11 protein-coding genes and 2 pseudogenes are annotated in these 13279 nt (G+C 72.1%); 4 read left to right on the forward strand and 9 right to left on the reverse strand.

Going from position 1 to position 13279, the window contains the following annotated elements; all coding sequences use genetic code 11:
• Nucleotides 1–16: 16 nt before the first annotated feature.
• From purL to AB4Z14_RS15845, 4 genes and pseudogenes are all read right to left on the reverse strand, one after another.
• Nucleotides 17–2317: a phosphoribosylformylglycinamidine synthase subunit PurL gene (gene purL, locus AB4Z14_RS15830; RefSeq protein ID WP_442276021.1), complete on the reverse strand. Its 2301-nt coding sequence runs from the start codon at nucleotides 2315–2317 to the stop codon at nucleotides 17–19.
• Nucleotides 2314–3009, reverse strand: coding sequence for a phosphoribosylformylglycinamidine synthase subunit PurQ (gene purQ / locus AB4Z14_RS15835; protein WP_442276022.1), 696 nt, complete (start codon nucleotides 3007–3009; stop codon nucleotides 2314–2316). The genes purL and purQ overlap by 4 nt, the downstream gene beginning before the upstream one ends.
• A gap of 104 nt (nucleotides 3010–3113) precedes the next feature.
• Nucleotides 3114–3362, reverse strand: a pseudogene (gene purS / locus AB4Z14_RS15840) (phosphoribosylformylglycinamidine synthase subunit PurS); the annotation flags it as partial.
• A 94-nt stretch (nucleotides 3363–3456) separates the two neighbouring features.
• Nucleotides 3457–4086: a hypothetical protein gene (locus AB4Z14_RS15845; protein WP_442276023.1), complete on the reverse strand. Its 630-nt coding sequence runs from the start codon at nucleotides 4084–4086 to the stop codon at nucleotides 3457–3459.
• 390 nt (nucleotides 4087–4476) lie between these two features.
• Between AB4Z14_RS15845 and AB4Z14_RS15850 the strand changes: the two genes are divergently transcribed.
• Nucleotides 4477–6219, forward strand: a complete 1743-nt coding sequence (locus AB4Z14_RS15850; protein WP_442276024.1) for an HNH endonuclease — start codon at nucleotides 4477–4479, stop codon at nucleotides 6217–6219.
• A 3-nt stretch (nucleotides 6220–6222) separates the two neighbouring features.
• On the opposite strand, the gene AB4Z14_RS15855 is transcribed toward AB4Z14_RS15850, so the two are convergent.
• From AB4Z14_RS15855 to purD, 4 genes are read right to left on the reverse strand one after another with little or no spacing between them, the layout of a single operon-like run.
• Nucleotides 6223–6708, reverse strand: a complete 486-nt coding sequence (locus AB4Z14_RS15855) for a GNAT family N-acetyltransferase (protein WP_442276025.1) — start codon at nucleotides 6706–6708, stop codon at nucleotides 6223–6225.
• Nucleotides 6709–6731: 23 nt separating this feature from the next.
• Nucleotides 6732–7637, reverse strand: a complete 906-nt coding sequence (locus tag AB4Z14_RS15860) for a phosphoribosylaminoimidazolesuccinocarboxamide synthase (protein WP_442276155.1) — start codon at nucleotides 7635–7637, stop codon at nucleotides 6732–6734.
• A 56-nt stretch (nucleotides 7638–7693) separates the two neighbouring features.
• A complete protein-coding gene (locus AB4Z14_RS15865) occupies nucleotides 7694–8329 on the reverse strand; it encodes an RNA polymerase sigma factor (RefSeq protein ID WP_442276026.1) in 636 nt (211 codons plus the stop codon).
• A 36-nt stretch (nucleotides 8330–8365) separates the two neighbouring features.
• Entirely contained in the window at nucleotides 8366–9643 is a 1278-nt protein-coding gene (gene purD, locus AB4Z14_RS15870) for a phosphoribosylamine--glycine ligase (RefSeq protein WP_442276027.1), read from the reverse strand.
• Between purD and AB4Z14_RS15875 the strand changes: the two are divergent.
• Together AB4Z14_RS15875 and AB4Z14_RS15880 are read left to right on the forward strand one after the other, a co-directional pair.
• A pseudogene (locus AB4Z14_RS15875) lies at nucleotides 9605–9814 on the forward strand (hypothetical protein); the annotation flags it as partial. The gene purD and the pseudogene AB4Z14_RS15875 overlap by 39 nt on opposite strands.
• Entirely contained in the window at nucleotides 9723–10298 is a 576-nt protein-coding gene (locus AB4Z14_RS15880; RefSeq protein WP_442276028.1) for a mycothiol transferase, read from the forward strand. The pseudogene AB4Z14_RS15875 and the gene AB4Z14_RS15880, both read left to right, overlap by 92 nt.
• Here AB4Z14_RS15880 and AB4Z14_RS15885 read toward each other — a convergent pair.
• Nucleotides 10183–10815: a GNAT family N-acetyltransferase gene (locus AB4Z14_RS15885; RefSeq protein ID WP_442276029.1), complete on the reverse strand. Its 633-nt coding sequence runs from the start codon at nucleotides 10813–10815 to the stop codon at nucleotides 10183–10185. The two genes, AB4Z14_RS15880 and AB4Z14_RS15885, sit on opposite strands and share 116 nt — an antisense overlap.
• A gap of 59 nt (nucleotides 10816–10874) precedes the next feature.
• Between AB4Z14_RS15885 and AB4Z14_RS15890 the strand changes: the two genes are divergently transcribed.
• Nucleotides 10875–13193: a HelD family protein gene (locus AB4Z14_RS15890; protein ID WP_442276030.1), complete on the forward strand. Its 2319-nt coding sequence runs from the start codon at nucleotides 10875–10877 to the stop codon at nucleotides 13191–13193.
• Nucleotides 13194–13279 lie beyond the last annotated feature (86 nt).

Below are 13279 nucleotides of genomic sequence, written 5' to 3' on the forward strand. Positions count from 1 at the left end.
AGCTGAGGCCGGGGGTTCAGGAGCCGAAGACCGCCGGGAGCGTGAACTCGTGCGCCGACGTGAGCTCGGCGACGGAGACGGCGAAGTGGCCGACGACCTCGAGGTCGCGCCCACCGGTCACGCCGATGCGCGCGTGCGGCACGTCACCGAGCATCGCCTCGAACTCGGCCGCGTGACCGGCCGGCACCGCGACGAGCGCGCGGGCGCTCGACTCGGAGAAGAGCGCCGTGAAGGCGTCGAGGGGGTTGCCCTCGGCATCGGCACCGATCGCATCGAGTCCGTCGACGGTGACACCGACGCCGTGACGCATGCACGCCTCGGCGAGGGCGATGGCGAGACCACCCTCGGAGAGGTCGTGCGCGGCCTCGACGATGCCGGTGCGCGCCGCCTCGACGAGGACCCGACCGAGGGCCTGCTCGGCCGCGAGGTCGACCTTCGGCGGGAGCCCGCCGAGGTGCTTGTGGACGACGTGCGCCCACTCGGACCCGTCGAGCTCGTCACGCGTCGTGCCCAGGAGGTAGACGTGCGCGTCGTCGCTGCGGAAGCCCGAGCCGGAGCGCTTGGAGACGTCGTCCATGACCCCGAGCACGCCGATGACGGGCGTCGGGTGGATCGCGACGTCGCCGGTCTGGTTGTAGAACGACACGTTGCCGCCCGTGACGGGGATGCCGAGGAAGCGGCACCCCTCGGCGATGCCGCGGATGGCCTCACGGAACTGCCACATGACGCCGGGGTCCTCCGGCGAGCCGAAGTTGAGGCAGTCGGTGACGGCGAGCGGGGCGGCGCCGGCGGTGGCCACGTTGCGGTAGGCCTCGGCGAGCGCGAGCTGCGCACCGGTGTACGGGTCGAGCTTGGCGAAGCGGCCGTTGCAGTCGGTCGACACGGCGACGCCGCGGCCCGTCTCCTCGTCGACGCGCACGACGCCCGAGTCATCGGGCTGCGCGAGAGCGGTGTTGCCGAGCACGTAGCGGTCGTACTGGTCGGTGATCCACGACTTGTCGCAGAGGTTGGGCGAGCCGAGCAGGGTCAGCAGCTGCGCCCGGATCTCCTCGCCCGTCTGCGGCTTGGCCAGCTCGGCCGTGCCCGCAGCGTTGAGACCGTCGAGGTATGCCGGCCGCGCCAGCGGGCGGTTGTACGTCGGGCCCTCGTGGGCGACCGAGCGCGGCGGCACGTCGACGATGACCTCGCCGTGCCAGGTGATGACGAGGTGGTCGCCGTCGGTGACCTCGCCGATGACGGTGGCCTCGACGTCCCACTTCTCGGTGATGGCCATGAACTCGTCGAGGTGCTTCGGCTCGACGACGGCCATCATGCGCTCCTGCGACTCCGACATGAGGATCTCCTGCGGCTGCAGGCTCGCGTCGCGCAGCGGGACGAGGGAGAGCTCGACCTGCATGCCGCCGTCACCGTTGGAGGCGAGCTCGCTGGTGGCACAGGAGAGCCCGGCACCGCCGAGGTCCTGGATGCCGTCGACGACGCCGGCCGCGTAGAGATCGAGACAGCACTCGATGAGCACCTTCTCGGCGAACGGGTCGCCGACCTGGACGGCGGGGCGCTTGGTCGGGCCGCCCTCGTCGAAGGTCTCGGACGCGAGCACCGAGACGCCGCCGATGCCGTCGCCGCCGGTCTTGGCGCCGAAGAGGATGACCTTGTTGCCGGGACCCGACGCCTTGGCGAGGTGGATGTCCTCGATGCGCATCGCGCCGACGCAGAGGGCGTTGACGAGCGGGTTGCCCTGGTAGCAGTCGTCGAAGACGACCTCGCCGCCGATGTTGGGCAGGCCGATGCAGTTGCCGTAGCCGCCGACGCCCGCGACGACGCCCGGCAGGACGCGCTGGGTGTCGGGGTGGTGCAGGTTGCCGAAGCGGAGCGGGTCCATGACGGCGATGGGGCGCGCACCCATCGACATGATGTCGCGGATGATGCCGCCGACGCCCGTCGCGGCGCCCTGGTAGGGCTCGACGTAGGACGGGTGGTTGTGCGACTCGACCTTGAAGGTCACGGCCCAGCCGTCCCCGATGTCGACGACGCCGGCGTTCTCACCGATGCCGACGAGGAGCTTCTCGCGCATCTCGTCGGTGGTGTTCTCGCCCCAGAGGGAGAAGTGGATCTTGCTCGACTTGTAGGAGCAGTGCTCGCTCCACATGACGGAGTACATCGCGAGCTCGGCGATGGTCGGACGGCGCCCGATGATCTCGCGGATGTTGGCGTACTCGTCGACCTTGAGGCCGAGCTCGGCCCACGGCTGCTCGACGTCGGGCGTGGCCGCGGCGTGCTCGACGGTGTCGAGGAGGGGCGCGGTCTGGGTGTCGCTCATGCGGTGGCTGCGCTCTCGAGGGTCTGCTTGATGATCGAGGTGAAGAAGCCGCGACCGTCGAGGCTCGGGCCGTAGCCCTCCTCGACGGCGTGCTCCGGGTGCGGCATCAGGCCGACGACGTTGCCGCGCTCGTTCGTGATGCCGGCGATGTGGCGGTAGGAGCCGTTGGGGTTGCGCCCCTCGGCGTCGGGGACGTAGCGGAAGACGACCCGCCCCTCGCCCTCGAGCGTGTCGAGCGTCTTCTCGTCGGCGACGAACCCGCCCTCGCCGTTCTTGAGGACGATCGTGATCTCCTGGCCGGCCTCGAAGTCGGACGTCCAGTCGGTGGAGGCGTTCTCGACGACGAGCCGCTGGTCGACGCAGTTGAACTTGCGGTGGTCGTTGCGGATCAGCGCGCCGGGGAGCAGGTGGCTCTCGGTGAGCACCTGGAAGCCGTTGCAGATGCCGAGGACGGGCAGGCCGCCCCGGGCCGCGGGCACGAGGGCGTCCATGACCGGCGCGAAGCGTGCGATGGCGCCGCACCGGAGGTAGTCGCCGTAGGAGAAGCCACCGGGCAGGATGACCGCGTCGACGCCCTTGAGGTCTGCGTCGCCGTGCCAGAGCATGACGGCCTCGCCGCCGCACTCACGGACGGCGCGCGCCGCGTCACGGTCGTCGAGCGAGCCGGGGAACGTGACGACGCCGATCCTCACTGCTCGCCGTCCTCCGCCTCGTCGGGCTCGCCGTCGGCGTCCTCTGCGGGAGCGTCGGCCTCGTCGGCAGCGCTCTGGTCGGCAGCGCCCTCGTCCGCCGCGCTCTCGTCGAGCACGTGCACGGAGACGACGTCCTCGATGACCGGGTTGGACAGCAGGGTCTCGGCGGCCTCACGGGCCGCGGCGAGGTGCTCGTCCGTGACGTCACCGTCGACGGTGAGCACGAAGCGCTTGCCCTGACGGACGTCGGTGAATCCGTTGAACCCGAGCCGCGGCAGTGCGCCACCGACGGCCTGCCCCTGGGGGTCGAGGATCTCGGGCTTGAGCATGACGTCGACGACGATGCTTCCCATCAGTGGTGCTTCTCCCTGCGCTGGATGGGGGATGGAGGCGTCCCAAGGGACGGCCAGAGTCTATCGGGCGCCGTGCAGGCCCCCGGACAGCGTCTCAGCGCGACTGCAGCGCGTCGAGCGCGACGGCCATGGCCATGCCGACGCGCCAGTCGATGGGCTTGCCGTCGGCGAGCGCCGGGAGGGTCACGTGGTAGACGTCCTTGACGCCGGCCTTCTTCGTCGAGCTGAGCGCGACCGACCCGTCCGGGGCTGCGAAGTCGAAGTGGAAGAGGAAGGGCACGGGGATGTCGCCGACGACGGGGACGATGTCCCAGAGGCGGCGCACGACGGCGAGCTTGGCGTTGCGCTCCCTGCCGATGAACTCGCGCCCGTCGGGGAGTCCGAGCGTCCACGTCGAGTTCACGAGCGAGGCCTTGAACTGCTTCTTGAACCAGCCGATCGGCTGGCCCTGGCTGTCGGTGACGTCGTAGCCGGAGCTCAGGTCGATGCGCTTGCGGGCCTTGAACCCGAAGAGCGGGTGGGTCTTGGCCGAGTCGGTGTAGAAGGTCACCTGTTCCTTGGCGGCCATCCGCTTCTGCTCGGCGAAGCACAGCAGCCCGAGCTCCTTGCCGAACTCGTCCTGACGGACGATCTCGTAGCGGTTGACCATCATGGTCAGCTTCTGGCGGAGCAGGTAGCGCTCCGCAGGGGCGTCGGAGGTGGCGTCGGCGACGGGCTCGGTCATGCGCCCAGCGTCCCACAGCGGCACCGCGCGACAGCGTGCGTATGCCGCCGGGCTCGGGGGGTGGTGATGCTCGCCGGGTGCCGGAAACGCATACGACAGCGGCCCCTCCCGTCTGGGTGGGACGGACGGCTCAGGTCGGTGCGAGCCGGGCGTGGAGGTGCATGCCAGCCGTCGGGGTGGAGCAGGGCCGACCTCCGGGTGCCCTCGAGATCGAAGCCGTTCTTGACCGCCACACGACACGACGGCTCGTTGAGCACCGAGTGCATGAGCTCGACGCGATGGAGCCCGAGGGCCGACAGAGCCACCGAGGCGGGAAAAGCATTGGCGGACATGCTGATTCGGTGTGGATAAGCATTGCAGGTCGCACGATCTCGATCTAGAATGGAACACATGTTCGAACGTGCGGGTGTCGAGGTGAGGAGAGCCGACCAGCTCGGCGACTCCGCCGCCACGTCCGCTTTGCTTCGAGAGGTGGCTTGCCTCGACGGTCGTGACCTCGACGATGCCGACCTCATCTCGGCTGTCGACGCGCTCGAGCGGGTCAAGGCAGCGTGCGCCGCGGCCCAGGCACGGCTGACGGCCCGTTTCGTCGAGTCGCAGGCCCACACCGCGACTCGGCTCCGGGCGGAGGCGGAGGCGTGCTCCGATGCCGGCGACTTCGATGGCTGGGTGGCTGCACGCGACCGGGCGCGCACCCTGGAGCTCGAGCCGGTGCCGTCCGAGACGCCGGGCCGTCGCCGTCGTCCGTCGAGGTCCGATCGCCGGACGACGCTGTCGCGCATGGGGGTGTCGGCGCAGGTCGGCCTCGCGCGTCGGGAGTCACCGTCCCGGGGCGCTCGACTCGCGAACGCCTCGGTCGCCCTCGTGCAGCACCTGCACCACACGCTGGAGGCGCTCGGCGCCGGCGTCCTCAACGAGCGTCGCGCCGAGATCGTCGTGCGCTGCACGAGCCACCTCGACCCCGAGCTCAGGACGAAGGTCGACAGCGAGGTCATCGGGGCACACCTCGACCTGTCCGACCCCACTGCGCCGGGCGGGGTCGGCTCCTGGGGTGACCGCGAGCTCGAGCGTCGCCTCCGCGCATGCGCCGACCGCCTCGACGCGACGGCCGCGGTCGAGCGGTGCCGCATCGCCGAGGGTGAGCGGCGGGTCACGATCCGACCGGTCCCCGATGCCATGGCTCTGGTCACTGCCCTGCTCCCCGTGGCCCAGGCCGTTGCGGTGCACGCCGCACTGACGCGGGCCGCCCTGTCCGGCAAGGCAGCAGGCGACGAGCGCGGCAAGGGCCAGCTGATGGCCGACACGCTCGTCGAGCTCGTCACCGGACAGTCCGTGGCCGACGACGTCCCGGTCGAGGTGCAGGTCGTCATCACCGCCCGGGCGATGCTCGCCGGAGACGAGACCCCCGCCCACGTGCCCGGCCACGGCCCGGTCCCGGCCGGCTGGGTCCGCGAGCTCCTCACCCGGCATCCCGAGCCGGAGACGGAGACGGAGACGGACGACCGTGCGCACCCCGCCACGACCGCGCGTCGCGCCGGACAGCCGCGCACCTGGCCGGCCGACGCCCCGTCGGGGATCCCGCCTGACTGCCGCGGCTCCGACGGCTCGGAACCGCGCCATTCCCCGAACGAGCGCACCGCGCAGGTCTGGGTGCGTCGACTCTTCACCCACCCGTCCACCGGGACCCTCGTGGCGATGGACAGCGGCCGCAGACTGTTCCCGGCAGCCCTGCGCCGCTTCGTCGTCGCGCGTGACGGAACCTGCCGCACGCCATGGTGCGACGCACCCATCGCGCACGCCGACCACGTCGAGCCGCACGCCGACGGCGGTCCGACGAGCGCGGCCAACGGTCAGGGCCTCTGTGTGCGCTGCAACCTCGTCAAGGAGGAGCCGGGCTGGCTCTCGGAGGTGCTGCACGACGGACTCGGTCTCACCGACGCTCGCCCGCACACCGTGCGCACCACGACGCCGACCGGGCACCGCTACGGCTCGACCGCTCCCCCGCTGCTCCCGATGCCGCCACCTGCCGCTGCACGGCCCCGAGCGGACCGGCGGGCGCGCGACGGGCAGGCCGAGGTCATCCGGCTCGAGCTCTACCGGCGCGCCGACCTCGCGGTCGAGCTCACCGGTTGACCGTCAGAGCACGAGCTTCATCCTCGGTGCACGCGTCAGGACAAAGCCGAGCCGTTGGTAGAGCCGTCGCCCGTCGGGAGTCGCGCTGAGATCCACGCGGTCCGCATCGATCGATCGGGCCCACTCGACCACGTCGCCGACGAGGAGGGTGCCGATCCCGTGCCCGCGATGCTCCGGCACGGTGATGACGTTGGCGAGCCGCACCGTGCGACCGCGCGCGCAGTACGGGTTGGGAACACCGAGCTCGAGCGTGCCGATCGCCGTCGCGACGATGACGCCGTCCACCTCTACGACCGGGAACCGAGCCGTCGCACCCTCATCGACGACGCGAACGAACCAGTCCCGCGCGGAGAGCGCCCAGCCCTGACCCAGACCGCCCTCGTCGCCGTCGCCGTCGCCGTCGCCGTCGCCGTCGCCGTCGTACACGAGCGCCCACAGCCAGAGCAGGCGCGCGAGATCGGACTCGGTGGCCGGACGGAGACGTCCCACCGACGCGCCGGCCCGGCCGCCGGTCAGAAGGTCTCTCCGGTCAGGCGCTCGTAGGCCTCGACGTACTTCGCCCGCGTCTGGTCGACGACGTGCTGGGGCAGCTCGGGTGGAGGCCCACCCGCCGTGCGGTCCCAGCCCGACTCGGGCGAGGTGAGCCAGTCGCGGACGAACTGCTTGTCGTAGGACGGCTGCGGGTGTCCGGGCTCCCACCGCTCAGCCGGCCAGAAGCGCGACGAGTCCGGGGTCAGCACCTCGTCGGCGAGCACGAGCCCGCCCGTGCCGTCGGACGACAGTCCGAACTCGACCTTCGTGTCGGCGATGAGGATGCCGCGCTCGGCGGCGATCTCGTTGCCCCGAGCGAGGATCGCCCGCGTCAGGCGCGACACCTCGGCCGCGATCTCCGCACCGAGCTCCGCCTCGACCTCGTCGGGCGCCATCGGCAGGTCGTGCTCTCCCACGGGCGCCTTGGTCGTGGGCGTGAAGACCGGGTCGGGCAGCCGCGAGCCGTCGACGAGCCCGTCGGGCAGCACGACACCGGAGACGGATCCCTTCTCGCGGTACTCCTCGAGACCCCCGCCGGTCAGGTAGGCCCGCGCGATGGCCTCCACCTTGAGCATGTCGAGCCGGCGCACGAGCACCGCACGTCCTGCGACGGCGTCGGGCACCTCGGTCGAAATGACGTGGTTGGGCACGAGGTCAGCGAGCTGGTCGAACCACCACAGCGACAGCCGGGTCAGCACGGCGCCCTTGTCGGGGATCTCCGGGGACATCATCCAGTCGTAGGCCGAGAGCCGGTTCGAGGCGACGAGCAGCAGCTGGTCCTCGACCACCTGGCCGTCGTCACCGACCGGCGCGTAGAGGTCACGCACCTTGCCGGAGTAGATGTGCTCGTAGCCGGGCAGGTCGATCGGTAGGTCGGTCACGCGCACAGCCTGCCACCTGCCCACCTGATCAGGCAGGGTGCGCTCGGGGGGAACGGGCAGGTTCATGACAGTGCCTCCTTGAGGGCATCGATCTCGATCACGGTGGACAGGCTCTGACGGGCCCGGTGGAGACGGGACTTCACGGTCCCCTCCGAGACACCGAGAGCGCCGGCCGCCTCGGCGATGGAGCAGTGCGACCAGACGACCAGCTCGATCGCCTCGCGCTGGACCCGCGGGATGAGCCTCAGGGCTCGGCGCACCTCGCTCATCTGCAGCGCGTCATCGACCCGCTCCGCCGTCGATCCGGCGTGGTCGGGCGAGACGGCACCCCCGGAGTCGGCCTCGATGCGCCCGCGCAGCAACCGCTGCCGCCGCGCCGTACGTGCGGCGTTGGCGCACTCCTGCCCCGCCATGACGAGCAGCACGGCCCGCGCCGTCTCGGACCGCAGCGCGTCCACGGTGCCGGCACGAGCCCGTCGCCAGACGGCGGTGAAGGGCGCCTGCACCACGTCCTCGGCGGCCGCCCAGGACGCCGTGCGCCGGAACGCGAAGTTGTAGACGGCGTCGCAGTGTCGCCGGTACAGCTCGGTCAGCGCCGCATCGTCGGCTCCCGCCAGCCGCGACCACAGCACGCGGTCGTCCGCCGCCATGGCGGCAGCGGACCTCGGCTCTCCTCGGCTCGTGGTCGTGGTGCTCATGCCAAGGAGAGTCCGGCTCGGCCGGAACGGTTCGCCTCAGCCGACCGTGATCTCGCCGCGCTCGGCGCGGAGCGCGATGTCGGAGCGGTGGTGCGACCCCTCGAGCTCGATGACCGCGACGGCGTCGTATGCCGCCTGGCGCGCCTTCGCCAGGGACGGCGCCACCGCGACGACGTCGAGCACACGCCCGCCCGCCGAGACGAGCGCACCCGACCCGTCGAGCGCCGTGCCGGCGTGGAGGACGACGGTGCCGGGCACCTCGGCCGCGGCGTCGAGCCCGGTGATGAGGTCGCCGGTGCGGGGTGACGCGGGGTAGTCCGAGGCAGCGATGACGACGACGACCGCGTGGTCCGACGACCAGCGCAGCCGGCCGAACTGGCCGAGCCCGCCCGTGGCCGCGGCGAGGAGCAGCTGCGCGAAGGGCGTGTCGAGGCGGGCGAGCGAGGCCTGCCCGTCGGGGTCGCCGAAGCGCGCGTTGAACTCGATGACCCGCGGCCCGCGGGACGTCAGGGCCAGGCCGACGTAGAGCACCCCGACGAAGGGCGTGCCGCGGCGGCGCATCTCGTCGATGGTGGGCTGGGCCACGCGCCGCACGATGTCGTCGGCGAGACCGTCGGGTGCCCAGTCGAGGGGCGAGTAGGCGCCCATGCCACCGGTGTTGGGCCCGGCGTCGTCGTCGCCGACGCGCTTGAAGTCCTGGGCTGGCGCGAGCGCGACGACGGTCTCGCCGTCGCTGATGCAGAAGACCGACACCTCGGGCCCGTCGAGGAACTCCTCGACGACGAGTCGACCGTCGGGCTTGGCGAGGCAGGCTCGCGCGTGCTCGACGGCCACCTCACGCGAGTCGGTGACGACGACGCCCTTGCCGGCGGCGAGACCGTCGTCCTTGACGACGTGCGGTGCGCCGAGCGCATCCAGGGCGGCCTCGACCTCGTCCATCGTCGTGCAGACGTGGGCCAGGGCGGTCGGCACGTCGGCCGCGGCCATGACCTCCTTGGCGAAGGACTTGCTGCCCTCGAGACGGGCGGCCTCCGCAGAGGGCCCGAAGACGGCGAACCCGGCCGCACGGCATACGTCGGCGACACCCGCGACGAGCGGGGCCTCGGGTCCCACGACGACGAGGTCGACGTCGTGCTCACGGGCCAGCGCGGCGACGGCAGCGCCGTCGAGGATGTCGACGGGGACGCACAGCGCGGTCGCGTCGATGCCCGGGTTGCCCGGCGCGGCGATGACCGCGTCGACCTCGGGGTCGGCAGCGACAGCCTTGACGAGAGCATGTTCACGGGCGCCGGAGCCGAGGACGAGAACCTTCACGGCGCCCACCCTATTGGCTCACCGTGCCGGCCCTGCCACGCTGTCTCGACGCCCGACACCCATCCGGCACCGGACCACGATGCGTGGCTGGTGCAGACGCTGCAGTCCCATCGCGAGGCGGTGCTGTGGAAGCTCGACGGCCTGTCGGACCACGACGTCCGCCGACCGCTCACCCCGACGGGCACCAACCTCCTCGGACTCGTCAAGCACCTCGCCCACGTCGAGTTCGGACACCGACCTCTACCGCGCGGCCTGGCGGCACGGCGAGGACACCACCGCCCTCGGTCTCGACACCATGGGTCGCGTGCCGCACTGGCCCGAGGAGCGCGCCCATGTCGACGTCCGCTTCGTGCTCGGTCACCTCGTCGCCGAGACCGCACGGCACGCGGGGCACGCCGACATCCTGCGTGCGCAGCTCGACGGGGCGGTCGGACGCTTCCGCGACCGCGACAACATGTTGGGGGGTCGACGCCGCCTGGTGGGCCGCCTACCTCACGCGCGTCCAGGCCGCCGCAGACGAGCACCGCTGAGGTCGCCCGTCAGCCGAGCCGCTCGAGCAGTCCGGCCCGCACCCGGGGCCACTCGTCGACGAGGATCGAGTGGACCGCCGAGTCGCGCCACGAGCCGTCCGCCCGCCTCACGTCGCGCCGCGTGATCCCCTCGAACGTCGCGCCGAGCTTGAGAATGGCTGCCCTCGAGCGCGCGTTGACGACGTCGGTCTGGATCTTGACCCGCCCGAAGCCGCACGTCTCGAACGCGTGCGCGAGCAGCAGGAACTTCGCCTCCGGGTTGACCGGCGTGCCCCACCAGCGCGAGCCGTACATCGTCCAGCCGAGGTGCACGTGCTCGCGGTCGGTGTCGACGTCGCCGAGCGAGCTCGACCCGACGACGGTGCCCGCCGGGCCGAGGTCGCCGTCGGCGACGAGCCTGATCGTGTATGCCGTCCGGCCCGTCCCGTGGGCACCGCGCGCCGCGACGGCGGCCGCCACGAGGGCCTCGGTCTCGGCCACCGACGTGTGCGGTCGCATCATCACGAAGCCCTGCTCGTAGCACCGCGGGTCGGAGTAGACGGCGAACAGTCCGGGGGCGTCGTCGGGGGTCGTGACGTCGAGGCGGACGAAGCGGCCGACGAGCGGCGCGCCGGTGGGCGGGACACAGACCTCGATGGGCATGAACTGACAGTAGACTTGATGGTTCCCGCGCCACCCGGCGCGTCCCTCAGAGTCCTTGGATGTCAGTGAGCACTTCGAACGCATCGTCCCAGCGGACCAGCGCGCCCGGATCGCGGGGCGCCTCGCCGGTGTCGACCAAGAGCATCCCCGACGAGCTCGCGCGCGAGATCGCGGTCGAGCAGGCCCACGTCGACCGCGTCCACGAGGAGCTGGAGAAGGCCGGCGTGCGCGCCGACAGCGTCCAGGCCGAGGGCCTGGCGCGCAGCCACTTCGGCCGTCAGGTCGAGGTCGGCGACGCCGAGGGCGCGGCACTCTTCGAGCGCGACGCGCTGATGTTCCACGCGGCCAAGCGACGCACCGCGCTCGACACGCAGTACGAAGGCCTCGTCTTCGGGCGCCTCGACATCGACCACGCGATGCTCCGTGCCGCGGCCGTCGAGTCCAACGGCAACGGCCACCGCCCCGCCGACGGCAGCTCGGGCGGGGACCGCGAGATCCGCTACATCGGCCGCCTCGGCGTCCGCGACGACGACTACGAGCCGCTCGTCATCGACTGGCGCGCCCCGGCCGCGTCGGCCTTCTACCGCGCGACCCCGACGCAGCCGATGGGCGTCCTGCGCCGCCGCGTCCTGCGCAGCCGGGGCACCGTCGTCATCGGCATCGAGGACGACCTCATGGTCCCCGAGGCTCCCGACGACCTCGTCGTCGTCGGTGACGGTGCACTCATGGCCGCCCTGACCCGCAGTCGCGGCGAGCGGATGCGCGACATCGTCGCCACGATCCAGGCCCATCAGGACGAGGCGATCCGGGCCAGCGCCCGCGGCATCACCGAGATCACGGGTGGCCCGGGCACCGGCAAGACCGTCGTCGCGCTGCACCGCGCGGCCTACCTGCTCTACTCCGACCGCCGCCGCTTCGAGTCCGGCGGCATCCTCGTCGTCGGCCCGTCCGGCGCCTACACCGCCTACATCGAGCGCGTGCTCCCCTCGCTCGGCGAGGACAGCGTCATCCTGCGCGCCCTCGGCGACGTCCTCGACGTCGTGCACACCGAGCGGTTCGACCCGCCGGCCGTCGCGCGCACCAAGGGATCGACCCGCATCCGGCCCCTGCTCGGCGCCGCCGCCCGTGGCCGCGTGCCGGGCACGCCGACCGAGTTCCGCGCCATGGTCGCGGGCCGCCCGGTCCGCCTCGAGATGCGCGAGCTCGACCGCGTGCGCGCCCAGGTGCTGCGCCAGCACCAGCGCAACACCGGCACGGCCGCCGCCCAGGACGCCCTCGGCGAGGCCGCCTGGACCTCCCTCGGTATCACGGGCGACCGGGAGGCCAAGGAGGAGTTCCTCGACAAGTGGGAGGACCACCTCGACGTCGAGGCGTTCATGCAGGTCTGGTGGCCGCAGGTCGACCCCCGCGAGGTTCTCCTGTGGCTCGGCGACCCCGAGCTCGTGCGCCGGCACGCCCGCGGCACCCTGCGCGACGACGAGATCGAGCCCCTGGCCGCCTCGTTCCGGCTCGCGCTCGAGACCGGCACGTGGTCGGTGGCCGACGTCGCGCTCGTCGACGACATCGCCGCCCGCGTCGGCCCGGTCCAGGAGGCCCCCAAGGAGGAGCGCGGCTTCTACGAGATCGAGGAGCTCGAGGACCTCAGCCAGTACGGCGTCACCGAGGTGCAGCCCGTCGTCAGCGCGGCGCGCGACGCCGGAGCCCCGCGTGTGCTCACCGACCCGCGCGACAAGCTCCTCGCCGGCCGCATCGGCAAGCCCGACGAGTACGCCCACGTCCTCGTCGACGAGGCCCAGGACCTCTCGCCCATGCAGTGGCGGATGATCGGCCGTCGCGGTCGGTATGCGTCGTGGACCGTCGTCGGCGACGCCGCGCAGGCGTCGTGGCCCGACGCCGCCGAGGCCGCCGCCGCGCGCGAGGAGGCCTTCGGGTCGCAGGCGCGCCAGCAGTTCCACATGGACACCAACTACCGCAACGCGCGCGAGATCTTCGACTACGCCGCCGAGGTCGTGCGCCGCGAGGTGCCGGACGCGGACATCCCCCAGGCCGTCCGCGAGACGGGCATCAACCCCGTGGAGGGCGTCCTCGGACCGGACGTACTGACCTCGGTCCGTGCCGCCGTCGAGTCGCTGCTCGAGCAGGTCGAGGGGGCCATCGCCGTCATCACCCCGGCCGTGCACGCCACCCTTCTCGAGCCGGTGGCCCAGCTCGGTGAGGGTCGCGTCCAGGTCATCGACCCGATGTCGACGAAGGGCCTCGAGTACGACGCCACCGTCGTCGTCGACCCCGACGAGATCACCCGCGAGTCGCCCGGCGGGATCCGGGTGCTCTACGTCGCCCTGACCCGTGCGGCGCACCGGATGACGATCCTGGCCTGACCCGCGCGGAGCGGTGGCGGTCCTCGCCCTCCGGCCTCCCGGACGAACCGACGTGATCGGTTCGTCCTGATGTCGGGGCCGTTCGG

It is taken from the genome of Terrabacter sp. 2TAF16 (assembly GCF_052115065.1).
In the GTDB taxonomy this organism is placed as follows: domain Bacteria; phylum Actinomycetota; class Actinomycetes; order Actinomycetales; family Dermatophilaceae; genus Terrabacter.